Raw genomic sequence first — 25,032 nt, forward strand, 5'->3', positions numbered from 1 at the left:
ATGCTTTTCAACAAACTTTCCCTAATTGCAGTGCAGTATAAAGGAGTTCTCCATGCCGAGCGCAGAGACTAAGAACCCGCCGTCAGATATCGCTCTGGACTTGTCGGACATTCAGGGTATTATCGCGAGCGGCTACGGGCACTTGTCCCACTCTCGGTATTTATTTCTGCAAATTGAAGAGGCTAGTAAAGCCAAAGGGTGGCTGCGATCGCTCCTTCGCGATCGGCACATTACCAGTTCGCTATGGGGCGAAAAACCGCCCACAGCAGTTAACCTCGCCGTCACCTATGCTGGATTGCAAGCCCTGGAAGCCCCGGCAGAATTGCTCCAGAGTTTCTCCAAGGAATTTATCGAAGGCATGACCGAACCCAATCGTACGCGACAGCTTGGGGATTTTGGCATCAACGCCCCCGATCGATGGGAGCAACCGTGGCAACCCGATACAACGGTCGATTTGCTGTTGATTTTGCAGGCAACGGCAGCAGATCTTGGCGCGCTCGATGACGCGTACCGAGCCCAGCTCGGCCCAAACGGGCTAAAACTCCTCGCCGTAGAAACGGGCTATATCCCAGTGGATAGCAGAGAGCATTTCGGCTTCCACGACAGTATTTCTCAGCCCGCGATCGAGGGGAGTCCCAAAGCAGAGAAAACCCGCATTAACGCGCAAGATCTCATCAAAGCCGGAGAATTTATCTTGGGCTATCTCAACGAGGACGGCAACTATCCCTCGACTCCAACCGTTCCCGTTGCCCAAGACCCAACCCACAGCCTGTCGCTCCTCCCCCAAACGGCGCTCAAAGATTTCGGGCGCAATGGCAGCTACTTGGTCTATCGCAAAATCGCGCAGGATGTGGCTGGCTTCCGGCGGTACTTTCAAGATACCTTCAGCACCCCGGAAGAAAGGCTCCTGATGATGTCTAAGATTGTCGGACGCTGGCCGAGCGGCGCGCCCTTGGTGCAAGCGCCAGATGCCGATCCCCTCGGCGATCGCCTCCCTGACAATGACTTTTTAGCCAATAGCAATGACTTTGCCTACGGTCCAGAAGACCCCCAAGGGTTCCGCTGTCCCTTCAGCAGTCACATCCGCCGCACCAACCCGAGAGATTCCCTGGGGCAAGATGCTAGCGAATCGATTAAAAGCTCGCGAAGGCGGCGATTGTTGCGCCGAGGAGCCGTTTACGGCGATCCGCTGCCAGAAGGCGTTATAGAAGACGACGGACAACCGAGGGGGCTGCTGTTTTTTTGCATCAACGCCAATATTCGGCGGCAGTTTGAGTTCGTGCAGCAAAGTTGGGTGAATGCCCCGACGTTTAACGGTCTGTACGACGAGCGCGATCCGTTGGTGGGCTACAATCCCGATGGTTCCCTTCGCACGGCGATCGTTCCCAAAGAGCCGCTTAGCCAGAGCCTCAGCTTACCTAACTTTGTCACCTTGAAGGGCGGAGCCTATTTTTTCTTGCCTAGCCTCTCAGCGCTAACCTTTCTGGCGACAGAATAGATGCGGACTCCGTACTGAAATCATCCCCGGCGATCGCCCCTAGGGTCATCAAGGACTCTTTTTGTGCCTCTGTCAGCCCCGTTACGCCTTCAATATTCATCCGGTCGTAGGGTTTATCTTCCTGAAGGGTTTGAAGGCACTCTCCCGTCGCGGGATTCCAGCGCTTGATGGTACCCTCTTGGGCCGCGCTCAGAAGCTCTAGGGTTTGCGGGTGAAACGTTACGGCCCAAACCTCTCGCTCGTGGCCGTGCAGCGTCCGAAGGCAATTTCCATCGGGGACGGACCACAGCTTCACGGTGGTATCGTTGCAGCCGCTGGCAAGGGTGTTGCCCTGGGGACTAAAAGCGACAGACCAAACAGAACCCGAATGTCCTTCCAAGGTTTTCAGGCAGTTACCCGTCTCGACATCCCAAAGCCGAATGGTTTTGTCATCGCTCCCACTCGCCAACAGGCGTCCGTCTGGGCTAAAGCTTGCAGTAAAAATCAAACTGGTGTGCCCTGTCAACACGCGCAGGCAGGTTCCTGCTGCAACGTCCCAAAGGCTGACCCACTGCTCTCCATTCGCGCAGGCCAACGTTTGGCCGTCCGGGCTAAAGGTGACGGTCCACACCCGTCCGCCTTGGGGCAGGATTTTAAGGCATTCTCCCGTGTGGACATCCCACAGCCGCACCGTAGTATCGTCGCTAGCGCTGGCCAAGGTGCGTCCGTCGGGACTAAAGGTTACTGCAAATACCAGACTGAGGTGGCCCTGGAGGGTTTTGATCGGTTTCCAGGAGGAGGTTTGCCAAAGTTTGATCGTGTTGTCGTTGCTGCTGCTGGCCAAGAGATGCCCGTTGGGGCTAAACACGACGCACCAAACCCAGCTCGAATGACCTTCCACAGAGCGCAGGCATTCTCCAGCGGTTAAGGACCAAAGGTTAATTTTTTTATTGTCGCCACTACTGACCAGATATTGCCCGTCGGGACTGAAGGCGAGGGATTTGATCCCGGTACTGTATCCCTTTAAGGTCCGCAAGGATTGTCCGGTTTGGGGGTTCCAGAGCTTGACAGTGCTGTCGTTACTGCCGCTCACCAACAGGTTGCCGCTGGGATGAAATGCGACGGACCAGACCCCATTAGGATGGCCTTTGAGGGTTTTAACGCACTGACCGGAGGCAATATTCCAAAGACGAATGGTGCAGTCCTGGCTGCCTGTCGCCAAGAGCGGTAGAGGTGCTTCTCGATCGACAGATCTGCGTTCGACGGGGGGAGAAGGGGCAAACGCGACGCAGATGACGGGCTGGAGGTGTCCTTTGAGCGATCGCAGGCATTCCCCGGTTTTCACCCGCCAAATATCCACCGTACAGTCAATTCCACCCGTCGCCAAAAAGTCGCCATCGGGGCTGAAGGCAAGGGATCGCACGCGATTGATGCGTCCCTGGAGCAATTCCGTCGCGTTGCCCGTGGCTAAGTTCCAAAGCCGAATGGTTTTATCGGCGGAACTGCTGGCCAGGGTCTGACCGTCGGGATGATAGGCCAAGGACCAGACGGTGCTCTCGTGGCCTTCAAGGCTAGCAAGGCAGTTGCCGCTGGCGACATCCCAGATTTTTGCGGTGTGGTCGTCGGCTCCGCTGGCGAGGGTTTGGCCGTCGGGACTAAAGGCGATCGCCCACACCCAGCCCCCATGACCCGACAGGGTTTTGATGCATTGCCCGGTGGCCAGGTTCCACAGCTTGACTGTTTTGTCAAAACTGCCGCTGGCCAAGAGCGACCCATCGGGGCTGAAGGCCACCGCGCACACCCAGTTGCTATGCCCCTCGCAGGTCAGCACTTCCTTGTAGCCATCCACCTGCCAAACGCGCACCTTATCGTCGGCACTGCCCATGGCAAAACGCTCTCCGTCGGGGCTAAAGGCGACAGAGAGCGTCGCGCTCAAAACTGCCGTAAATGAAGAGCGAGATAAATCGGCATGGGCAAAGTTCGTATGTGATAAGTTAGCATCGACCAAATAAGCCTGCCAAATGGTCAGATAGGAGCAGTCCAACCCGCTGAAATCAGCCCCCAATTCTCGTAAAAGATTGAGGACATTCCCCCCCACGTAACCCGCTTGCAAAGGAGCGTCGGCCCTAGCGCGGGCCAGAATATTTTTCAGACTTTGCTCGATGCGAAGATTGCTCTGTAGCAGTTCTCGCAGGCGCCATAGGATGGGCCGCAGTACGAACTGAATTTGCGCTTGGCGCACGTAGTCTTTGGCCTGCGCTTTGACGAGCGCGTAGGTTCTCAATAGCGCCATCTGCTGGCTCAAGATTTCGTCGCAGACGCCCATGACCAGACGATGGGTGACGTACTCCATCACGACTGGCTCCAGGGAAAACAACCGATCGTGCTGGACGACCAAGCTGCGATTTCGCAGAGAACGGATGACTTCGGGCAGCGGACAGGACAGGCTATCCTGCACGATATCGAGTTCTAAATCGGCGATCGCCATGGGTTCGCGATTGATGGCCAGCCAATAGACCGCCTGCCGTTCTGCCGCCGAGAGTCGGTTAAAGTGCCGCGCCAGCAGATCGTTAATGTCGTCAAACTGAAGTACGCCCCGCCGCAAATAAGGAATCACATTGGCGAGGTCGCCGTCCACGAGGTCGAAAACGGCAGCTGCAATAATCTTGAGGGCGAGCGGATTGCCCGCGTAATGGCTCAGCACTTCCGCGAGGGCTTCCGGCTCGATATCGACCAAACCTTTGTCTGCAAAAAGCGCCTGGGCGTCGAGAGAACCCAGCCCTTGTAAGGCCAGCGATCGCACGGGTAAGGCATTACCTTCCCGTTGGGAGAATCCCTTCGGCTTCTCCTGGCTCGTAACGATGAGGCAACTTTGATGCTGGGCTTCGGCAATGCAGCGCAAAAGCTGACCGTAGCCTTCGTACCCCGGGTTGTAAGCCCCGGACGTGCCGCTCTGGAGTACGGATTCCCAGTTATCTAGCAAAATCAAGCAGCGATGCTGCCGCAGGTAGTTCAGGAGGCATGCGAGCTGAGCGTCTGGGCTGTTGGGGAGTGCTGCGTCTTGTTGTAAGGACAGGAAATGAATGAGGGACGCGAGCAAGTCTTCAAAAGCAGGCACGTTGCGGAGCGATCGCCAAAATACAAATTCGAACTGTCCCTGAATTCGCTCCGCCAGCTTGACCGCCAGCGACGTCTTACCAATGCCGCCCATCCCCAATAGCGCGACCAAACGGCAGCGATCGCGCAGGATCCATTGTTCTAAAGTCTTCAGTTCCTCCGCGCGACCGTAGAACGCAGAAACATCGATGACGTCACCCCAATCCGTTTGGGCAGCAGATAGGACTCGAACGGATGTCTGAGGTTCGCTCCGATTTTCGAGATCGGAACGCGCTAAGCGAGGCGAAAAATCTTTTTCATTAGCTTGCGATTTCGGTTCTAAATGCTTGCGTCCGTAGCGCTCTAACGCCGTCCGAAAACTCGTTTTGCTGACTTTTTCTCCGATAACCTGGGACAGCAGTTTCCACAGCTTCGGTCCGATATCTTGACGCACGTACTGCGCTGTATAGTGATGGGCTTCTGCAATTTCCTCATAGCCTTGACCCAGCCAAGAACCGCGAAGAACTAAAACTTCTGTGTCCTTGAGATGTTTTTGCGTGCGTTCGTAAACCGCAGCATCAATGAGGATGATTAGCTCATCAAAATCCACGATTTTGCGCTCAGCTTCACTTCACCTTTAAGAATACCGAACAATCCCAATATAATTGCTATTTAATTTTAGGCAAAGTAATAACATCCAAAATATGCTATCCTAGCAAAGTTGTCTAAAACCGCACATCTGAGCGTTCGGGTGTTTCTTGTTTGCCGAGTTAGGCGCTGAAATCCCCTCAGGTGGAGGATAAACCCGAATAGGAGAAATTTAACATGCCCGTAATTGGTCTAGCTCAAATGCTTGAGGCCGGAGTTCACTTCGGCCATCAGGCGCGGCGCTGGAATCCGAAGATGTCTGGGTACATCTTTACCGAGCGCAATGGCGTTCACATCATCGACTTGGTGCAAACCGCCCAGCTCATGGATGATGCTTACTACTACGTTCGTTCGGCAGCGGAGTCTGGCAAGCGTTTTCTGTTTGTGGGCACCAAGCGTCAGGCTGCTGGGATCGTGGCGCAAGAAGCCGCTCGCTGCGGCAGCTACTACGTCAACCAGCGCTGGCTGGGGGGAATGCTCACCAACTGGACGACGATCAAAACCCGGATCGATCGGCTCAAGGACTTGGAGCGGCGCTACGAGAGCGGTATTTTCGAATTGTTGCCGAAGCAGGAAGCCTCTAAGCTGCGGCGCGAGTTAGAGAAGCTGCAAAAATATCTCGGCGGGCTGAAGCAGATGTCGAAACTGCCGGATGTGGTCATTATGGTAGATGTCCGTCGCGAATATAACGCCGTCCAAGAATGCCAAAAACTGGGCCTGCCGATCGTATCTTTGCTGGACACCAACTGCGATCCAGACTGGGTGGATATCCCCATCCCTGCCAATGACGACGCGATCCGCTCGATCAAATTGGTGGTGGGCAAATTGGCAGATGCCATCTATGAAGGGCGACATGGCGAAGTGGATGGCGGTGCGGACTACGACTACGACGAAGACGATGCAACCTACGATGATGATGTAGCCTACGACGCCAGCGAAGGCGACGGAGACTCAGAAGAGTAGGGGTGTTTTCTCGGGGCGGTCATCGGACTGCCCCTCAAAGAGAACTTCGGTTGTGAAGGAGTGGTTCGGTTGAGTTGAGTAAATCGCGGGTGCGGTCGGTTTCGATCGCAACACCAGACGGCTCCTGCTTAGAGTATTTTGACGTTAGAGAACACCTGAGGCAGCATCATGGCAGAGATTTCAGCATCGGTTGTGAAAGAACTGCGCGAAAAGACCGGCGCAGGGATGATGGATTGCAAAAAAGCGCTTGTCGAGTCCGAGGGCGATTTAGAAAAGGCAGTGGACTACCTTCGCAAGAAGGGGCTGGCTTCTGCGGGCAAAAAGGCAGGTCGGGTGGCTGCTGAGGGATTGGTTGGTAGCTATATTCACTTTGGCGGTCAGATTGGCGTGCTGGTTGAAGTCAACTGCGAAACGGACTTTGTGGCCCGCAATGAGGAGTTTAAGGCGCTGGTGCAGGATATTGCCAAGCAAATTGCAGCTTGTCCCAATATTTCCTACGTTCACGTCGGCGAAATTCCTGCGGATTTTGTGGCGCGCGAAAAGGCGATCGCCCTCGAGTCCGATACGCTGAAGGGCAAGCCCGAAGGCGTGAAGGAAAAGATCGTGCAGGGGAAGGTGGACAAGGTCATGCAGGAGCTGTGCCTGTTGAATCAGCCCTACATCAAAGACCAAAGCATTACGGTCGAGGAGCTGATCAAGCAGAGCATCTCCAAGCTCGGCGAAAATATTCAGGTGCGTCGCTTCAGCCGCTTTGTGCTGGGTGAAGGCATCGATAAGCCCGTCTCTAACTTGGCTGAGGAAGTTGCCGCAACGACTGGGCAAGCTGCTCCAGAAGTGAAGGTTGAAGAGAAGCCACCTGAAGGCAAGCCGCTTGCACCAAAGGGTTCTGGCAAAAAGCCAAAGAAATAGTTGCAAAATAATCAATTGAATGAGAGGGGGTTGCCGATCGCAGCCTCCTTTTTATTTTTGAAGCCAATACACTGAAAGAATGACCGGGGCGTCAATCGGTAGGGAACTGTACGGTCGAGACAACGAAGAACTCTTAAGGCCTATGGCAAAATCGCTCAAGCTCGAAGAAACCCTTGCCCTGCTCGATCGGATCGATCTGGATCTCGCTCCAGAGGAAGCGATCGCGCATCTAAAGCAGGCGATAGGAAGCAAACACGCGATCGCCGCCGCCAGAGCCGCCAAGCTTGCCAGCAAAGCAAACCTGCACGGGCTAATTCCCGATCTCGCAACCGCCTTCGAGCGATTCATGCTAAACGCTGCCGCAACCGATCCGAACTGCATTGCCAAAAAGCAAATTGCCGAAGCCCTTTATCGTCTGGAATACAGTCAGGAAGACCTGTTCCTAAACGGGATCGGGCACGTCCAGATGGAGTCCGTCTGGGGCGGCAAGGTGGATACAGCCCCCGGACTGCGCGGCATCTGCGCGTTGGGTCTGGTCCGCATGAACTACAGCGAAGTCATGGTCGAGCTAGCAGATCTGCTGGCTGACCCGGAACCGGAAGCCCGCATTGGATCTGCTCGGGCGATCGCTTACGCCGAAAACCCGCAGGGTGTGCCGTTGCTGCGCCTCAAGGTCAAGGTGGGCGACAAAGATCCGCAGGTCCTGTCCGAATGCTTTATGGGTTTGCTGCAACTCGCCCCAACTCAGTCTTTAGACCTGATTGCGGAATTTTTGGACCGCCCGGAGGCGCAGGTTTGCGAAATGGCCGCGCTGGCCTTGGGCGAATCTCGCCTGCCAGCGGCCTTCCCCATTTTGCGCGATTGGTGGCGGCGAACCCGCAACGCCGAACTGCGGCAAAGCGCGCTTCTGGCGATCGCCATGCTCCGACAGGATGAAGCATTGGCGTTTCTGCTCGCCCTTGTCGCGGAGGGCAAGCTGGCAGAAGCCAAGGAGGCTGCGATCGCCCTAGACCTCTATCGCCAAGACCGCCATGTGTGGCAGCGGATCTGCGAGGCGATCGAACAGCGGGGAGACGATAAAATACAGTTTTGATATGGCCATCTGTGTCTTCGGCAGCCTCAATCTGGATCTCGTGTTGCGTACCCCCCATCTGCCCAAAGCTGGGGAAACGCTCAGCAGTTCTACGTTCGAAACGGTTCCGGGCGGGAAAGGTGCCAATCAAGCGGTTGCTGCCGCTCGGTTGGGAACTCTAGTCCATCTCGTCGGTCGCGTCGGTGCTGACGGCTTCGGGCAACAGCTCGTTGCAGCGCTGCTCGGTCAAGGCGTTGCGTGCGACGGCATTTTTGAGGATGCTTCGGCTCGTACGGGGATTGCGGCCATTACCGTTGCGGACGGCGGCGAGAATCAAATTGTCCTGGCCGCAGGTGCCAACGGTCTGGTGGGTGCCGCAGATATCGAGCGTCTAAAACCCAAACTCCCAGGCGCGTCGGCCCTTCTGCTCCAGTTAGAAATTCCGCTGCAAGCAGCGATCTCAGCGGCAAAGGCAGCCCGAGATGCAGGCGTTAAGGTCATCCTCGATCCGGCCCCGGCCCCAGCCGAGTTTCCAGCCGAGTTCTATTCTCTAGTCGATATTCTGACGCCCAACCAAACCGAAGCAGAGCAGCTCCTGGGACAGCCCATCCGCTCCGTTGCCGATGCCTTACAGGGCGCTCGATCCCTGCAACAGAAGGGAGTCGAAAGGGTTATCTTGACCTTGGGCGATCGCGGAATTGCAGTTGCGGACGGATCAGACCTGCAACATTGGCCCGCCTATCCCAGCTCCGTTTGCGATACGACTGCGGCTGGCGACGCCTTTAACGGCGCGCTGGCTGCTGCTTTGGATCGAAATCATTCCTGGACGACTGCCCTACAGTGGGGTTTAGCTGCGGGTGCGTTAGCGGTCTCTCAAGCGGGCGCTCAACCCTCTCTCCCAACCCGAGCGTCCTTACTCGACTTTCTTCAAGCCCATTCCTGACTTGCCCATCCCTGATTTGGATCTATGCAAACCCATCGTCTCGTCATTGACTGCGATCCGGGGGTGGATGACGCGATCGCCCTGTTGATGGCGCTTGCCTCCCCAGCGCTCGAACTCGTTGCCATCACGACCGTCGCCGGAAATGTGCCCGTCGAAACGACACATGCCAACGCGCGCCGGATTTGCGAACTCGCCCATCGCCTCGATGTCCCCATTTACGCCGGATGCCCGCGACCCTTGGCGTGATCGCCCATTTTTGCAGCAGAGGTGCACGGCGACAACGGACTCGGCGGCGTTGCGCTACCCGATCCTCAAATGCCATTCCCGTCCGAACGCGCTGTCGATTTTCTGATCCGGCTGTGTCGTTCTTCCCACGAATCGCCGCTTACGATTGCCGCGCTCGGTCCCGCGACCAACTTGGCCGCAGCGTTGCTTGAAGCCCCGGATATCGTTCGGGGGATCGAGCGGATCGTATGGATGGGTGGGTCGATCGCGGGGGGAAACATTACCCCGTTTGCTGAATTTAACTGCTATGCAGATCCCCATGCAGCGCGCGCGATCTCAAGCAGCGGCATTCCGCTCGTGCTGGTTCCGCTCGAAGCGACTCACCAGGTCATCGCCACGCCCGCATGGCGATCGCAGTTGGAGTCCGCCCAAAGTTCAGTTGCTCGAACTGCGGCGCGCATGTTGGGCAACTACGGAGTCCGAGAACAGCGCGAGCGCGGATGGAGCGGCCCTCCCATTCACGATCCTTGCGTCATCGGCTATTTGCTCGCGCCCGAATTGTTTTCTACGGCCCGAGCTACCGTCAGTATCGACATTCGCGATCGGGAGACCTGCGGGCAAACCAGCGTCCGTTGGGACTCTTCGAAGCCGATCGCGAATTCCATTGCGATCGCCCATTCCATTCAGTCTGAAGCGTTCCTACAGCTCCTCTATCAGAAGCTAACTGCTTTTGAGTAGGATAATGGATTGGTCTGCTGAGCGATTCCCGTCATAGGGAATTGCTTCTACGAACTCAATTGAGTTGCACGCAACTGAATGTCATTCGCACGGGATAAAGCCTATGCCCCAGCTCGCCCAGTCATTCAAACAATTGCCAACCCCCAAAGCGCATTGGTTGTTGGGCCACTCCGGCCAGTTTTCCAAAAATCCCCTCCAGTTTCTGTGCGACTGCGAAAAGCACTATGGCGGGATCGTCCCGCTGCGTTTGGGCCTTTCTCAAGCCTGCTCGATCTCCCGGCCCGACTACATTGAGGAAATTCTCAAAGAACGGCTTGTCTTTGTAAAAAATACGCCCGGCTGGCGCGCCATTCGAACGTTGGTAGGAACTGGCCTACTCACGAGCGAAGGCGATTTTTGGGCCAAGCAACGACGGCTGACCCAACCCGTGTTTCACCACCAGCGGATTAGCGACTATGCCAGCACGATGGTGCGGGCAGCCGAACAGCTGTTGGAAATTTGGCAAGATGGCGCCACCCGCGACGTGCATCAGGACATGATGCATCTCACCTTAGATATTGTCATGCAAACCCTTTTCAATATCGATATTGCAGGTCCAGAAGCTCAGAAAATCTCCCATGCCTTGGATTTGTGTATGGTCTGGTTTTCTCGGCGGCAAAAGCAAGGATTTGCGATCCCTCCCCGCTTCCCGCTGCCTGCAACTCGCCGCTACCTTGCTGCCTTGGCGGAGATGGATGCGTTTATCTACCGTTTAATTCAGCAACGCCGAGAGAATTCTGGAGACTCGGGCGATCTGCTCTCAATGTTATTGCAGGTACAGGACGAAGATGGGAGCAAGATGAGCGATCGACAATTGCGCGATGAATTGGCAACGCTCATGCTGGCCGGTCATGAAACGACCGCGAATGCCTTGGCTTGGACGTGGATGCTCCTATCCCAAAACCCGGAGGCGGAACGGTGCCTTTGGGAAGAGTTGGATCGGGTACTGGCGGGACGCGTGCCAACCATGGCCGACCTACCGCGTTTAACCTACACCCAACAGGCGATCGATGAATCCATGCGGCTGTATCCACCAGTCGTGTTGCTTGCCCGTTCGGCGACGCAGGACTACGTGTTGGATGGCTACACCATTCCGCAGAATTGCGTGGTTCTCATGAGTCCCTGGGTGATGCATCGCAACGCGCGCTATTTTTCCGCGCCCAAATGTTTTCAGCCAGCACGATGGCAAGGTGATTTGAAAAAACAGTTGCCCAAATGTACTTACATTCCCTTTGGCGAAGGTCCGCGAATTTGTATTGGTAAAAGCTTTGCGCAGATGGAAGCGGTGTTAATTCTGGCAACGCTAGCACAGCGCTATCAAGTTCGCTTAGTGGAGGGTCAGGCGATCGTCCCATTCCCTTCCATCACGTTACGCCCCGCGCAGGGAATAAAGGTTCAGCTCGTTCGGAGGGGCGGATAATTAAGAGTGAGGTCGCTGGCGCTGGGGATTCCCTACTGCGATACGGCTGCAAGCTGTGGTCCTAGCAAATCTTCCTTGGGTAAGGCGATTTCCAGAAAAGGTTTTACCCGCCGAGATTGTACCCTTCGACTTCGCTTCCTTCGACAGGCTCAGGACACCGCAGGGCACAATCTCTAGTCTCTAGCTGGCTGAGCGAAGTCGAAGCCAGCGGTAGGTTATTTCCCAGAAATCACCTAAAGTCTTGCCTCAATTAGACGCGATCGCCCTGGCGGATATCGAGCGGCGAACTGCTACCGCTTGGGAAGACAATACGTTTTTTCGGGCGTGAGCGTAGCGCGGACGGCGCGGCAGCAGCGCTGGCGTTTTGTCCCATCCCGTCAAAAAACCGTCTCATAATCGGTCAGATCCTGCGGTGGGACGATTCTCAGAATCGCAGCAGAAAGCAAGAACCCCCCGTCCGATCGGGATCGATCGGACGGCTGCGGGCCGTCGATTTCGGCGAATTCTATCGACCTCGCGGCGATTCTGAAAGCCGTGTAGCGATACGTTACGATCGAGGTTTTTTGTTAATAAATGTTGCAGCCTATCGATCTCTTTGCTAACGTGTGCTGGTACAGCCAATCGTTACGATTGATGTTTTCATCGAGGAGATGTACGCCATGCAATACCGCCCTCTTCAAGCGGCAACCTGCTGTTAGTCCGCCCAGTACCCAGTCAGAACAGCGCGATTGTTCTCGTACTTGGCATCCAAAGATTTTGCCGTTTGTGGTTTCCCAATCGTTTTGCCTGACAGCGATGGCACTTTTGGGTCGAGTCCGATCCATCCTGAAGGGGCTTGAGGCATTAGCCTTCTGCGAGATGTTTCTTTCGATCTCGAACCAATCCCTTCAATTCCCCGCACGTTAAAGGCCGCATTAAAGAACAAGAACTCTCGCTACGCATCGAGCGCGACCGTGCTCGATGGGCTGTTGCCGCGAACTAATGCCGTAGCGAAACCTAAGTTTTGGAGGTTTCAAGAATGAACGTTAAAGGAAAAACCGCTCTGATTACAGGGGCATCTCGCGGCATTGGCCGGGCGATCGCCCTTGCTCTAGCCCAACAGGGCATTCATCGACTGCTGCTGGTGGCGCGCAATCCCCAGCGGCTCCAGGAAGTTGCCGACGAAATTGAGGCTATGGGCGTTGAAGCGATTCCCTTGGTCGTCGATCTGAGCGATCGGATTCAGACCAATGTGGTGCTTTCCCAAGCATGGCGAGATTTCGGTCCCGTCCATCTGCTCGTCAACTGCGCCGGAGTGGCCCATCAAGCGCCGTTTTTGCAATCTAAACTGCTCCACGTCCAGGAAGAAATTGCCATCAACCTCATGGGGATGTACGGCGTGACGCGGCTGATCGGGCGTCGCATGGCTTCCCAGCAAAGCGGGACTATCGTCAATGTTGCCAGCCTCATGGGCAAGGTGGCCGCGCCAACCATGGCCACCTATTCCGCGACCAAGTTTGCCATCCTCGGTTTTACGCAAGCCATCCGGGGCGAGCTGGCCGCGCACAATATTCGCGTGATGAGTTTGCTGCCCTCGCTGACCGATACGGATATGGTGCGGGATCTAGAATGGTTTCGATGGGCCGTCCCCATGACGTCGGAGCAGGTCGCGGAGGCACTGATCCGAGGGCTGAACCGAGATGCCGATGAAATTATTGTGGGATGGCAGGGACGGTTGGCTGTCTGGTGCAACCGTCTGATGCCGTGGGTGCTCGAAAAAACCCTTCAGTTTGCGGCTCCGAAATTTGAAGATCGCTCGCGGCCTGAGTATCATTTTAGACATGCTGGCGACACGTCTCTGTAATGGAGACCGAGCCAGCGGTAGTTTAGCTTGGCGCTGCGGAGCGACCGATGAAGTCGATACTTTTGCCATCCGGTCGACCGATTCCGGTACTGGGAATGGGGACTTGGAGAATGGGCGAGTCCGCGACCCAGCGCCAGCAGGAAGTGGCAGCTCTGCGTCGCGGGATAGACCTAGGCGCGACGCTCATCGATACGGCTGAAATGTATGGCGAGGGCGGGGCTGAGGTTGTGGTGGGCGAGGCGATCGCCCACCAGCGCTCTTCTGTCTTCTTGGTCAGCAAAGTGTACCCCCACAATGCAACGCGACAGGGGACGATCGCCGCCTGCGAGCGCAGTTTGCGCCGTCTCAAGACGGATTATCTGGATCTGTATCTCCTGCACTGGCGCGGTTCTGTTCCCCTATCAGAAACGCTGGAGGCTTTGCACGCCCTCCAGCAAGCTGGCAAAATTCGCGAGTATGGGGTCAGCAATTTTGACCTGGACGATATGGAGGAAGCAATGGCGATCGCAGATGGAAGGGCGATCGCCGCAAATCAAGTGCTTTACAATCTGACGCGGCGCGGCGTCGAGTGGGATTTATTGCCCTGGTGTCGGCAGCAAAATATCCCGCTCATGGCTTACTCTCCTGTAGAACAGGGGCGTCTGCTCCAAAATCCTACTTTGCGACGACTTGCCCAACAACAGGAAGTGACGCCCGCACAGGTTGCGATCGCTTGGCTGCTGCATCAAGATCGAGTTATCGTCATCCCTAAGTCCAGCAGCATCGCCCATGTCGAACAAAACTATGCGGCCTTGGCGCTTCAGCTCGGGGCCGATGACATCAAGGCTTTGGATGCTGCTTTTCCGCCGCCGCGCAAGCGCGTATCGCTTCAGATGTTGTGATTCGATTCATACCTCTCATCGTTGCTGCACTGCCAGATGACGATACAGGATAGGCATAGCGCTCGATTGCGGTGCATGCAGTAGGTCGGCAGGTATGGAGTGGTGCTCTGAAAAGCTGCAATTATTGTACTGCTGGCTCGATATATTTTATTTTCTTGATGCGAGCAACTACTAAATACGCAGAATAATGCAAAGGGGTTGGCGTTGATAGTAAAAAAATGGTGAGCGGAACCTCCGAAAGAATACTGAAATTATCCGTCTATATAGCCCGGATAGCGATATAGGCGGATACGTATCCGCCTATGTGCAAAAGGAGGATATAGGCGAATGCATCCACTTATATGACCAAATGGGCGATATGGGTGGATGCTAGCTGCCTAAATAGCCAAAACAGAGATATAGATGGACAACTATCCGTCTATATGCCAAATTGGATGATATGGGTGGACAACTATCCGTCTATATATCGTGTGGAGCTAAATAGGTGGGTGCTGTCCATCAATTCAGAGTTAGACCTACTGAGTCAATAACTTTTTGAATATAATTTCTCTGGTGTGAGTTGTGATTGAAGAAGAGTTTCTATGAGTCAATTTAATAAAAATTTCAATTATGTCAAGTGGGGTTTTATTTTAGCCTCAGTTGGAACTATTGCCACTGTCCTCACTGTTCCCGAATTTAGATGTGGCATAGGGTTGCTTTCAGATACATGCTCTATACTACAAAAGGAAGTTGAACTTATTACACAAACAGAAACTGGAGAAGCTCTAGCAGGTGTTAAGTTACAAGTCATTTCTAAGGGAGCACCTGAGAATCAATATACCGATAGCAATGGTTACGTTAAGGTTAGCATTGCAAGTAGAGGGGATGTTCGAGTCAATTTAAGTAAGTCGGGTTACCCTACTCAAGATTTTTTTGTTAACTTGGCAAACGATCAAAATACTGTCAGATTGATACGTTTTTCTCAGTCAGGTCAACCTGAGGTTATTTCTGCCCCAACAATTCCATCTACACCTCCAACATCTCCTTCTCCAAGTCAAGCAGAGGAAATTACTTGGAACGAGACAGCTTCTAGATTGACAGGAAAGGTTGACCAAGATTTTGCATATACATGTCCACCAAACGGCACAGTTAATAATGTATGGGGGACAGATTTTTACACAATTGGCTCTTCTATTTGTAGTGCGGCTGTTCATGCAGGAATAATCAATGCCAAGGATGGAGGAAATGTGAAAATCAGAATCCGTCCAGGAGAAGAGTTTTATAATAGTACAACTCGTAACGGCGTAACAAGTAATCGTTATGGTAGTTATAAAGGGAGTTTTACTTTTTTGGACTTAACAGGAACTCCTATATCTAAAGAACAAGTTCAGCTTTTAGAATGGAACGAAACAGCCTCAGCTCTCCAAGGGAAATTAGATCAAGATTTTACCTATGCATGCAACAAAAACGGTACGGTCAGAAATGTATGGGGGACAGATATATATACAATTGGTTCTTCTATTTGTAGTGCAGCTGTCCATGCAGGAATAATCAATGCTAAGGATGGAGGAAATGTGCAAATCAGAATCCGTCCAGGAGAAAAATTTTATAATGGTACAACTCGTAACGGCGTAACAAGCAACCGTTATAATAGTTACGATTGGAGCTTTAAGTTTATTAGGTGAAATTAAGAAAATCTGAAGACAAAAATAATTGGATCAGATGAAATCCAATTTTAGGCACATAGCTGGTTTGCTAACGTAGTCTAACAAGTGCGTACACCTGGAACGGGAATGTACGTTGTTAGCTACGATGCAAAATTATCGCGGTTTGGTGATGCGCATTCCGTTAGACCTCTAAATCTGATTTGGCTTCACTTTATCTGCAATATCATCAGCGATGACGACATTTGTGAGAACATAAGTGCTGTAAAATTCGCTTTTCTCCTGGATGCCAGCGCACGAACCTGAAATACAAACTCAAGCACGGACAATTTTAGATCGGATCGCCTCTACTCCCTTCGATCGGTGCCAACCATTGACCCGTGAGTTTCAGAGCATTCCTGCTCGTCCTGGAATTTACGCAGTTAGGCACAGAACTGATGGATTACTTTACATTGGTAAAACTAAGAGTCTAAGAGGACGTTTTAGCGGTGGACATAAGGCTTTTTTGTGGGCGTGGCTGGATAAATATCAAGATGAAGATGTACGCATCGCAGTCCAGCTTATTCCACATTCGGAGAACCCTGCGCTACTATTGGAACTAGAAGCAATCATTCTGAGGGCTACTGAGCCGCCTTATAACGTCCAAATCCCACCCGAAAGGTGAAGCTATGCAAACCAAAGTTCAAGAGCAACTTTCCCCCATTGATGCCAAAGTTATTTTGGAACGTTTGCCCGAGCGGATTCAAGAAGCCTTAGTTGCACGTGCTAGTGAAATTGAATATCCAATCGAAGCAGTTATTGAAATGGCGATCGCTAGCTTTCTTGACACAGAAGCGCTAGGTTTTGCAGATTGCAAACCGGGACGCGGACAATAAAACTACCTGGTGGTAGCAGAGGTCAACTAGTCGCTGAACCGAAACGCCGTAGTATGTCGGTTTGGTCTCAAGATTTATCTGCATCCGTTGAGCTTGGTCGTTAGCCCGACTTAGTTCGAGGTGCTGGGGTGTGGGTTGAGCATCATTTGTTCCTTACGTGACTTGGAGCTTTAGTCACGTAAGTTTGCTACTTTCTGTTTGCCGCGATGAAGTTGAGAAATCATCGTGAAGTCATTAGAGTGAAGATGCTCACAGATTAGGAACGGGTTGAGAAAACAGTGACTTTTGCAGACACCGCAAGTAAATCTCGAACTATACGTATTCTTGCCATCTCAGGCAGCTTGCGTCAGGCTTCATCCAATACTGCTCTGCTTCAGGCTGCAATCTCGCTATTGCCTGAAGGGGTTGAGATGAAATTGTACGGTGGACTCGGCGATTTGCCACATTTCAACCCCGACCTTGAACTAACGGAACCGCCATCCGTGACAGGTTTGCGAGCGCAAGTGAAATGGTCAGATGGGTTAGTGATTTCAAGTCCAGAATACGCGCATGGTGTACCGGGTGTGTTGAAGAATGCGCTGGATTGGTTGGTCAGTGGTGAAGAGTTTGTGGGGAAACCGATTGCATTGTTCAACGCATCGCCACGAGCCATTCACGCCCAAGCCTCACTAACTGAGATTGTGACCACGATGGCAGGGCGCATTGTTCCTGAAGCCTCAACCACGGTTTCTCTGCTGGGTAAAAATCTGAATGCAGCAGAAATTATCGTTGACCCAGAGATTTCGAGCGAACTAAAATCTGCCATTAGTTCATTTGCCAATGCAATCGAGCAATTCCAGAAGCAATAGTGTCATAGAGCGTAAGGATCTAAAGCTAGATTGGCGGTTCAAGATAAGTTGAACCGCCAACCTCATTTTTGTCTTTACTTCCACCCGCGCTCAGGATTTTTGCAGGTTTGCATAGCCTCAGCCTAGATCGCACGACGATCGCTTGACCTTAGGCTGAGAAACCCTCAGAGACCTGTTCGCTAAGACTAGGCGTCAAACCGATCGAGGTTCATCACCTTGTCCCACGCCGCCACAAAGTCGCGCACGAATTTCGGCTGCGAGTCCGCACTTCCGTAGACCTCCGCGAGGGCGCGTAACTGCGAGTTCGAGCCGAAGATGAGATCGACACGAGTCCCGAGCCACTTGAGTTCGCCCGTCTTGCGATCGCGCCCCTCAAACACGTCTTGAGCATCAGAAGTCGCCTTCCACGTCGTGCCCAAGTCGAGCAGATTCACGAAGAAATCATTGGTCAACGTCTCTGGGCGCTTAGTGAAGACACCATGCTGGGACTGACCGAAGTTGGCATTCAGGACCCGCAGACCGCCGAGCAGAACCGTCATTTCCGGCGCGCTCAGCGTCAGCAACTGCGACTTATCCACCAGCAACTCCTCCGCAGATAGGGTGTGACCCTCTTTGAGGTAGTTGCGGAACCCGTCCGCTTTCGGTTCGAGGACAGCGAAAGCTTGCACATCTGTTTGCTCCTGCGACGCATCCGTCCGTCCGGGCTGGAAGGGAACCGTCACATCGTGTCCGGCATTCTTCGCCGCCTGCTCGACCCCGGCGCAGCCGCCCAGAACAATTAGGTCAGCGAGGGAAACCCGTTTCCCGTCAACTTGCGAGTTGTTGAACTCCTGTTGGATCCTTTCCAGCGTTTGCAGCACTGCGGCCAGTTGGGCGGGCTGGTTGACTTCCCAATCCTTCTGCGGTGCCAGACGAATGCGCGCCCCGTTCGCCCCACCGCGCATATCGGAGCCTCGGAAAGTGGACGCCGACGCCCAGGCCGTCGAGACCAGTTGCGAGACAGACAGTCCCGCAGCCAGGATCTTAGCCTTGAGGGCCGCCACATCCTGCTCGTTAATCAATTCATGGGTGACTGGGGGGACGGGATCTTGCCACAGGAACTCCTCCGCTGGGACTTCTGGGCCGAGATAGCGCGATCGCGGTCCCATGTCGCGGTGGGTTAGCTTGAACCACGCCTTGGCAAACGCTTCGGCCAGCAGATCCGGGTGCTCCAGGAAACGGCGGGCGATCGGCTCGTAGATGGGGTCCATCTTCATGGCCATGTCCGCCGTGGTCATCATCGGCGCATGTCGTTTGGATGGATCGTGGGCGTCGGGTACCGTACCCGCCCCGGCACCCCCTGCTGGTGCCCACTGATGTGCCCCAGCAGGACTTTTTACCAGTTCCCACTCATAGCCGAACAGGTTTTCCAGGTAGTTGTTGTCCCAGTGCACCGGGTTAGTGGTCCATGCGCCTTCGATGCCGCTGGTGATCGTGTGCGCGCCGATGCCAGTGCCAAATCGGTTCTTCCAGCCAAGACCTTGCTCCTCAATGCTGGCTCCTTCGGGTTCGGGACCGACTAACGCTGCATCCCCAGCACCGTGACATTTGCCGAAGGTGTGTCCGCCAGCCACGAGGGCAACCGTCTCTTCGTCGTTCATCGCCATCCGCCCGAAGGTTTCGCGAATATCCCGGCCCGAGGCCACTGGGTCGGGATTGCCGTTCGGGCCTTGCGGGTTCACGTAGATCAGACCCATTTGTACTGCGCCCAGCGGATTTTCTAGCTCGCGATCGCCGGTGTAGCGCTGGTCCCCCAGCCATTCGGTCTCTTCGCCCCAGTAAATGTCTTCTTCCGGCTCCCAGATGTCTGCGCGCCCGCCCGCAAACCCACAGGTTTTGAATCCCATCGATTCCAGGGCGCAGTTGCCCGCGAGGATCATTAGGTCGGCCCAAGAGATTTTCTGACCGTATTTCTGCTTGATCGGCCACAGCAGCATCCGCGCTTTATCGAGGTTGGCGTTGTCGGGCCAACTGTTAATCGGTGCAAACCGTTGATTGCCCGTCCCCCCACCGCCGCGACCGTCGCCGATGCGGTAGGTGCCTGCGGCGTGCCAGGCCATTCGGATGAAGAGGGGGCCATAGTGACCGTAGTCGGCGGGCCACCAGTCCTGGGATTGGGTCATTAGTTCGAAGAGGTCTGACTTCAGAGCAGCATAGTCGAGGCTTTTGAACGCCTCAGCGTAGTCGAACGCCTCCCCTAAAGGATTGGCCTGGGGGGAGTGCTGGTGAAGGATATTCAGGTTCAATTGATTCGGCCACCAGTCTCGGTTAGACGTGCCATGGCCAGCCGTGAATTTTTGAATTCCCCCCATGAAGGGGCATTTGCTTTCACCGCTCATAATCTCTCCTATCGTTAGGTTGTGGTATCTTTTTTCCGATCTTTCCTAAGCCACCTTTTGCTGAGGCAGCAAGCATCATCCACCCTCGATCAGCACAGCCGTCCAATCGGATTTCTTCGCCGCTGGATGGATGGATTGATATAGTTCAGCATTGTGTCGGCATTAGAAACTACGGGCATCGTTTCAAAGCCATCTCGTTCTACAAACATTTTCTCGATCGCCCCGTCTTTCACTAGCATGGAATAGCGCCAAGAGCGCTGCCCCATCCCTCGATCCCAGAGGTTCACCAACATCCCCATCTCGCGGGTGAAGTCGCCATTGACATCGGGGATAAAGCGCACCCGATTGGCTCCTTCTGCTTCAGCCCACTTTGCCAGCGCAAACGGATCGTTTACCGAAATGCACAGAATTTCATCGACCCCGTTCGCTTGAAAGATTTCGGCAGACTCGTTATAGCCTAAGAGTTGCATGTGAGAATGCGGGAAAAAGGCTCCCGACACCGCAAACATCACCACGGTTTTGCCTTCAAACAGATCTGCCGTCGAAAGATCGTACCAACCCACCTCTGCAAATATCCGGATAAACATCCGAAAGGTTACTTGAGGAACGCGCTGACCCTCACGATCGAATAACATTTGCCCAACTCCTTTCTCAAATTCAACATCGGTTAGACCCTTTCTAACGACGAGATTGATAAGTAGAGACACTACCCTAGAACCGTAACCTACCCTCACACCTTCGAGTAGAGTTATAAGAAACTATCAATTTTCTTGAGTTGTCGCACAGTGGCAAACCTACTCGAGTTGCCTCGGTAAATCCAAAGTTTGCCAAGCATTAACGATCGAACTCAGGAACTCGATTGTCTGCATTAAGTCATACTCATAACGAGTCTGCATATCGTAAGTCTAATCAATCAAGCCCGCTTTTGTGAGCCAAAAATGAAATTCCGTTACAACGCTTAATATCACTACAAAATGCAATCTGTCTGTCCTTGGGTGGGAGTCTAAGGTGTTACTTTTTGCAACACTATCGTCAATGTTGTATTGACAGATATACGACCGTTACCCTTGGGTTCAAAATAATTTTTGTTTGATAATTAATTAATAAGTTTTTTGTTTGATTGGCTATTGGCTACTCTTGGATTTATGTACCATTCTTAATAAATAGACTTGCCTTAACTACAACTTGTAGGGTAGGTATTGCCCGCATGGCTTGATGGTGAATACTCGCGCCAAGAATGAATATATGTGAAAACTGATGATGGTCGGATACGATTTCTCTAAAATGAGAAATCAAGAAGTAAAGCAGATAGTACCATTTTTGGGAGGAGTAGTTGGAGGAGTAGGTTGTGCCTTCCCATCCCCAAACAATAAAGCGATCGTTATGGAAGCCCACGAACTGCTGTTACGGTATGCAGATGGAGAGAGAGATTTCCATGCTGTCGATCTGACGGGAGCTAACTTGCGATCCGCTGACCTGGTTGGAGTGTGCTTGAAAAAAGCAACTTTGAGTCAAGCAGACTTCAGCGCAGCCAATTTAATGGGAGCAGATCTGAATGGGGCAATTTTAGTACAAGCTAATCTCAATAGTACTTGCCTCAGTGGCGTGCATATCATTGGGGCAATATTGAATGGAGCAACCTTAAATCGTGCGGATTTGAGCGGAGCTAAGCTATGGAGAGCTGCTTTAAAGCAAGCACAATTGCAGCAGGCAAATCTCAGCAGAGCTAACTTAGATGAAGCTCGTCTCGATGAAGCAGACCTCAGCCAAGCGATCTTGATTGCAGCTCAATTGAATTAAGACAAATTTCAGTCGGGCCAAATTAATAGATGCTAATCTCAGTCGGGTTCATCTCAGCCATGCCAAGTTAATCGGGGCTGACTTGAGCGGAGCAAACTTAGAGCAAGCAGACTTGACAGCGATCGATCTCGTGCAAGCCAATCTTAGCCGTGCTAATCTCAGCGGTGCCAATCTGAGTGAGGCAAACCTAAAAAACGCCAATTTGAGTGGCGCTAATCTCACGGGAGCCAACTTGTACAGAGCAAACCTGATCGAAGCAAAGTTGATGTTGGCAAACTTGCGGGGCGCAAACCTGGAATGGGCAGAACTCATAACAGCCAACCTAACTGAAGCTGACCTAGGTTGGGCAACCTTGAATCAAGCAAACTTAAGTGGGGCAATCTTACGCCATGCTACCTTAACGGATGTTCACTTCAACTCAACCATTCTGCGAGGTGCAGACTTATCGGGTGTTAAGCTGAGCCAGCCTCTTCCGGAGCAAAACATGAATTTAAACTGGGCAATTCGACTGGACGCACCCGTTTACTGAGAATTCAAACACTGAGTCGGCAATTTGGGATGGGCAATGCCGAATGATCGATAATGCCAAAAAAGTGGGCAGCTTAACTTACCTGCCCACTTTTTTGGGTAAGTTCATATGTTAGCTTGCATATAAAGACTCGACAATCAATCAAATTTCTAAAAACACCAAAGAACTTTCAGTCTTGCGAACCAATTGAAGCAGCCGCATCGTTCACTTTCACCATAAGTGTCATCGGGTCGACAGGTGAAGCCTTAAACCCACACTTTTCATAAAACTGCTTCGCATCTTCTGAGATAGCATGTACGAGAATTGCACGTATTCCTGCGATCTCAGAAGCTTGTAGAATGCGAAGAATTGCATCTCGAAGCAGAGCACGTCCGATACCTTTTCCTTGCCAGTGACGATCGACTGCTAGTCGCCCGATTACCATAGCTGGGATCGGATCGGGCATATTACGCCGAACTCGACCAGTTGCAGCAGCTTGTACCACTGCTCCATTGGCAAGACAGTAATACGCAATGACTAATTCACCAGCGCAGAGAACATAAGTGCGTGAAGCTCCCTCTAACTCATTTTTCAGAGCACGACGCTTCAACCAGTCATCTAACTGACTGTCGCCCGAATCAAAACTGTCGATTTGATGTAATGAATTCAGTTTTTCAGGTGGGCGGAGCTTATCTCGCTCCCTACCTAATCCCATGGAGCCTTGGTTGTCAGTAATGCGTGTAATTTCTCATTTCGAGTAGGCGGTGCATCCAGCAACGCCAAAAATTGCTTAAATTTAGGTTCATCTAACCCAAAGAAGCTACGGTCTAGAAGAACGTCTTGAGCTTTCTTGTAAGATGACTCGAGCATAAACTCTGAGCGACTCGTGCCCTGCACTTCAGCTGCACGATCGATGAGATCGCGTTGGTTTTGCTTAGCTCGGATATTGATTGTGACATCGCGGGTCTGGTTAACCGATCCTTCATGGGCTGAGGCGTACATAGCGCTTACCTCTTTAAAAGAAGACTTCTCCAATACTTCTTCAGTATAAAAGCCTTGTATACACAATGTCAACACAGTTCTGTGATTTTTCGACCAAGGCTGCGAACTTAAACAGGCGACCTTTCGGTCGCTGCTTTCAACCGACGATTCAGCCAGCTAACGTTCCGCTTCACCTGCCGCTAGAAAACTATCGGATTTAACCAGTGATGCCCATACGGTCGGTTTGCAAGCGGATTATGTTAGATGCTTTCAATAGCGCAAGTAAAGTAAATTCTTTCGCGCAATAAAGGTACGTCTTTATAGTCATCAGGAAGAAAACCACCTTGCTGTAACGGAAGCAACTTCCCGTTTTTCCCAACATAGCTATGATTATGAACCTTGGTGACATCACGAAACGAATAGCCATCAGGTAGTTGAAAAAACTCCATCGAGAAACTAGAACCGTATGAGAACATGCTGCCATCAGACATTTCAAAGACCCAACCGGTCCATGCCATTGTGGTTTCACCATGAATTTGATGGAGTAGCGCCAATGGGATAGCGAAAGGGGATGGAGTGGCTGAAATCACATCGTAATCATTAATTCGATTGCCTCCGGTTACAAACGATGAAATAATCTGTCCGTAAGGGTCAACACCTCCGAGATGACCTTTTCCATCCATTTCCTCTCTAATTCGCCGCTTAGCCAACTCTACAAGCTTTTGCTTTGATTGAATCACAGCACACGAAAGATATGTTCCGTCTTTCAGAGTTAGTGAACATCGATAGCGAGGGCCATAGAAGGAATCTTCAAAGGGTTCAACTGTCTCTATTATGTGTTGGAAGTGCTTATTCATTCTGGTTAGGGTTGTTGAAGTGCAGCTCGCTGGGCGGCAACGAGCTGCTCAATGCCAGATTCGGCAAGATCTAAAATCTGGTTCATCTGGTGGCGGGTAAAGGTCCCCTCTTCAGCGGTGCCCTGCAATTCTAAGATGTCCAGTTTTTCGGTCAAGACCACATTAAAATCTACGCTTGCCGCGAGATCTTCAGGATAATTCAGATCCAGAAAGGCTTCCCCTTCCAGCAGCCCTACGGAGACCGCTGCGACGTGGTGCAGCAGAGGCGATTCCGTCAGTTCGCCTCGCTCGATCAGCGCGGCGATCGCATCAGCTAAGGCCACAAACCCTCCCGTAATGGCAGTGGTGCGCGTACCCGCATCGGCCTGGAGGACATCGGCATCCACCGTTAAGGTGCGTTCGCCCAGGGCCTTTAGGTCGATGGCAGCCCGCAAACTGCGTCCGATCAGGCGCTGAATTTCTTGGGTGCGTCCGGATAGCTTCAGGAGTTCGCGATCGTGCCGCTCGAATGTGGCACCGGGGAGCATCCGGTACTCGGCAGTGAGCCAGCCTTGGCCTGTCCCTTCTAAAAACCGAGGCACCTTAGGCTCGATCGAGACAGTACAGAGCACCATCGTATTGCCACAGTGGGCCAGGACAGAACCCGGCGTATTTTGGGTGAAATGTCGTTCAAACTTCACGGGTCGAAGCCGATCGCGCTGGCGACCATCGGGACGCTGCCAAGCCATCTTTGAAATTCTCCACTGCGTTAGATCGATTGAGGCTAGGCTCTCGTTTAGCATAGCGGGGGATGCACCTATGCTCAAGCGGTCCTAGGACTTAGGATTGAGGGAGTCTATCGATAGATCGGGTTACGTTGCTAAGCTTCAACCCCAGCACATTAGCCCC

Annotated in this window: 22 protein-coding genes and 1 pseudogene; 15 read left to right on the top strand and 8 right to left on the bottom strand. The window is 52.8% G+C overall.

Going from position 1 to position 25,032, the window contains the following annotated elements:
• Window positions 1–52: 52 nt before the first annotated feature.
• Entirely contained in the window at window positions 53–1,498 is a 1,446-nt protein-coding gene (locus R6H26_RS10970) for a Dyp-type peroxidase (RefSeq protein WP_404790487.1), read from the top strand.
• On the opposite strand, the gene R6H26_RS10975 is transcribed toward R6H26_RS10970, so the two are convergent.
• Window positions 1,461–5,183, bottom strand: coding sequence for an NB-ARC domain-containing protein (locus R6H26_RS10975; RefSeq protein ID WP_404790488.1), 3,723 nt, complete (start codon window positions 5,181–5,183; stop codon window positions 1,461–1,463). The two genes, R6H26_RS10970 and R6H26_RS10975, sit on opposite strands and share 38 nt — an antisense overlap.
• Before the next feature lie 215 nt (window positions 5,184–5,398).
• Here R6H26_RS10975 and rpsB point away from each other — a divergent pair, with 215 nt between their 5' ends.
• The 6 genes and pseudogenes from rpsB (at window position 5,399) to R6H26_RS11005 (ending at window position 11,530) form a co-directional block, all read left to right on the top strand.
• A complete protein-coding gene (gene rpsB / locus R6H26_RS10980; protein WP_404790489.1) occupies window positions 5,399–6,184 on the top strand; it encodes a 30S ribosomal protein S2 in 786 nt (261 codons plus the stop codon).
• Between the two features lie 168 nt (window positions 6,185–6,352).
• Window positions 6,353–7,093, top strand: coding sequence for a translation elongation factor Ts (gene tsf / locus R6H26_RS10985; RefSeq protein WP_404790490.1), 741 nt, complete (start codon window positions 6,353–6,355; stop codon window positions 7,091–7,093).
• Between the two features lie 142 nt (window positions 7,094–7,235).
• Window positions 7,236–8,186, top strand: coding sequence for a HEAT repeat domain-containing protein (locus tag R6H26_RS10990; RefSeq protein WP_404790491.1), 951 nt, complete (start codon window positions 7,236–7,238; stop codon window positions 8,184–8,186).
• A 1-nt stretch (window position 8,187) separates the two neighbouring features.
• Window positions 8,188–9,108, top strand: a complete 921-nt coding sequence (gene rbsK / locus R6H26_RS10995) for a ribokinase (protein WP_404790492.1) — start codon at window positions 8,188–8,190, stop codon at window positions 9,106–9,108.
• A 24-nt stretch (window positions 9,109–9,132) separates the two neighbouring features.
• Window positions 9,133–10,071, top strand: a pseudogene (locus R6H26_RS11000) (nucleoside hydrolase).
• 103 nt (window positions 10,072–10,174) lie between these two features.
• Window positions 10,175–11,530 carry a cytochrome P450 gene (locus R6H26_RS11005; RefSeq protein ID WP_404790493.1) on the top strand — a complete coding sequence of 452 codons (1,356 nt, stop codon included), beginning with the start codon at window positions 10,175–10,177 and terminating at the stop codon, window positions 11,528–11,530.
• Window positions 11,531–12,224: 694 nt separating this feature from the next.
• Here the strand turns inward: R6H26_RS11005 and R6H26_RS11010 are convergent.
• Window positions 12,225–12,374 carry a hypothetical protein gene (locus tag R6H26_RS11010; protein ID WP_404790494.1) on the bottom strand — a complete coding sequence of 50 codons (150 nt, stop codon included), beginning with the start codon at window positions 12,372–12,374 and terminating at the stop codon, window positions 12,225–12,227.
• Between the two features lie 174 nt (window positions 12,375–12,548).
• Here R6H26_RS11010 and R6H26_RS11015 point away from each other — a divergent pair, with 174 nt between their 5' ends.
• From R6H26_RS11015 to R6H26_RS11040, 6 genes are all read left to right on the top strand, one after another.
• Window positions 12,549–13,373: an SDR family NAD(P)-dependent oxidoreductase gene (locus tag R6H26_RS11015; RefSeq protein WP_404790495.1), complete on the top strand. Its 825-nt coding sequence runs from the start codon at window positions 12,549–12,551 to the stop codon at window positions 13,371–13,373.
• Between the two features lie 47 nt (window positions 13,374–13,420).
• Window positions 13,421–14,254, top strand: coding sequence for an aldo/keto reductase (locus tag R6H26_RS11020; protein ID WP_404790496.1), 834 nt, complete (start codon window positions 13,421–13,423; stop codon window positions 14,252–14,254).
• A gap of 581 nt (window positions 14,255–14,835) precedes the next feature.
• Window positions 14,836–15,918 carry an LCCL domain-containing protein gene (locus R6H26_RS11025; RefSeq protein ID WP_404790497.1) on the top strand — a complete coding sequence of 361 codons (1,083 nt, stop codon included), beginning with the start codon at window positions 14,836–14,838 and terminating at the stop codon, window positions 15,916–15,918.
• Between the two features lie 265 nt (window positions 15,919–16,183).
• The gene (locus R6H26_RS11030; RefSeq protein ID WP_404790498.1) at window positions 16,184–16,561 is read left to right on the top strand and encodes a GIY-YIG nuclease family protein; all 378 of its coding nucleotides are present in this window, start codon (window positions 16,184–16,186) and stop codon (window positions 16,559–16,561) included.
• Between the two features lie 4 nt (window positions 16,562–16,565).
• Complete coding sequence (locus R6H26_RS11035) at window positions 16,566–16,772, top strand: hypothetical protein (RefSeq protein WP_404790499.1); 207 nt, start codon at window positions 16,566–16,568, stop codon at window positions 16,770–16,772.
• Between the two features lie 278 nt (window positions 16,773–17,050).
• The gene (locus R6H26_RS11040) at window positions 17,051–17,620 is read left to right on the top strand and encodes an NADPH-dependent FMN reductase (protein ID WP_404790500.1); all 570 of its coding nucleotides are present in this window, start codon (window positions 17,051–17,053) and stop codon (window positions 17,618–17,620) included.
• A 185-nt stretch (window positions 17,621–17,805) separates the two neighbouring features.
• On the opposite strand, the gene katG is transcribed toward R6H26_RS11040, so the two are convergent.
• Both katG and R6H26_RS11050 read right to left on the bottom strand, forming a co-directional pair.
• Window positions 17,806–19,998, bottom strand: coding sequence for a catalase/peroxidase HPI (gene katG / locus R6H26_RS11045; protein WP_404790501.1), 2,193 nt, complete (start codon window positions 19,996–19,998; stop codon window positions 17,806–17,808).
• Between the two features lie 89 nt (window positions 19,999–20,087).
• Window positions 20,088–20,633: a peroxiredoxin gene (locus tag R6H26_RS11050; protein WP_404790502.1), complete on the bottom strand. Its 546-nt coding sequence runs from the start codon at window positions 20,631–20,633 to the stop codon at window positions 20,088–20,090.
• A 622-nt stretch (window positions 20,634–21,255) separates the two neighbouring features.
• On the opposite strand from R6H26_RS11050, the gene R6H26_RS11055 reads away from it, so the two are divergent.
• Window positions 21,256–21,798 carry a pentapeptide repeat-containing protein gene (locus R6H26_RS11055; RefSeq protein WP_404790503.1) on the top strand — a complete coding sequence of 181 codons (543 nt, stop codon included), beginning with the start codon at window positions 21,256–21,258 and terminating at the stop codon, window positions 21,796–21,798.
• A gap of 25 nt (window positions 21,799–21,823) precedes the next feature.
• Window positions 21,824–22,327: a pentapeptide repeat-containing protein gene (locus R6H26_RS11060; RefSeq protein WP_404791288.1), complete on the top strand. Its 504-nt coding sequence runs from the start codon at window positions 21,824–21,826 to the stop codon at window positions 22,325–22,327.
• Between the two features lie 169 nt (window positions 22,328–22,496).
• On the opposite strand, the gene R6H26_RS11065 is transcribed toward R6H26_RS11060, so the two are convergent.
• From R6H26_RS11065 to rph, 4 genes are all read right to left on the bottom strand, one after another.
• Window positions 22,497–23,021, bottom strand: coding sequence for a GNAT family N-acetyltransferase (locus tag R6H26_RS11065; RefSeq protein ID WP_404790504.1), 525 nt, complete (start codon window positions 23,019–23,021; stop codon window positions 22,497–22,499).
• The gene (locus tag R6H26_RS11070) at window positions 23,012–23,308 is read right to left on the bottom strand and encodes a DUF1778 domain-containing protein (RefSeq protein ID WP_404790505.1); all 297 of its coding nucleotides are present in this window, start codon (window positions 23,306–23,308) and stop codon (window positions 23,012–23,014) included. Before R6H26_RS11070 ends, R6H26_RS11065 begins: the two co-directional genes overlap by 10 nt.
• Before the next feature lie 239 nt (window positions 23,309–23,547).
• Window positions 23,548–24,027, bottom strand: a complete 480-nt coding sequence (locus R6H26_RS11075) for a hypothetical protein (protein WP_404790506.1) — start codon at window positions 24,025–24,027, stop codon at window positions 23,548–23,550.
• A gap of 122 nt (window positions 24,028–24,149) precedes the next feature.
• Complete coding sequence (rph, locus tag R6H26_RS11080; RefSeq protein ID WP_404790507.1) at window positions 24,150–24,872, bottom strand: ribonuclease PH; 723 nt, start codon at window positions 24,870–24,872, stop codon at window positions 24,150–24,152.
• Between the last annotated feature and the right edge of the window lie 160 nt (window positions 24,873–25,032).

This window comes from Altericista sp. CCNU0014 (assembly GCF_044923475.1).
Classification (GTDB): Bacteria; Cyanobacteriota; Cyanobacteriia; order Thermosynechococcales; family Thermosynechococcaceae; genus JAAURS01.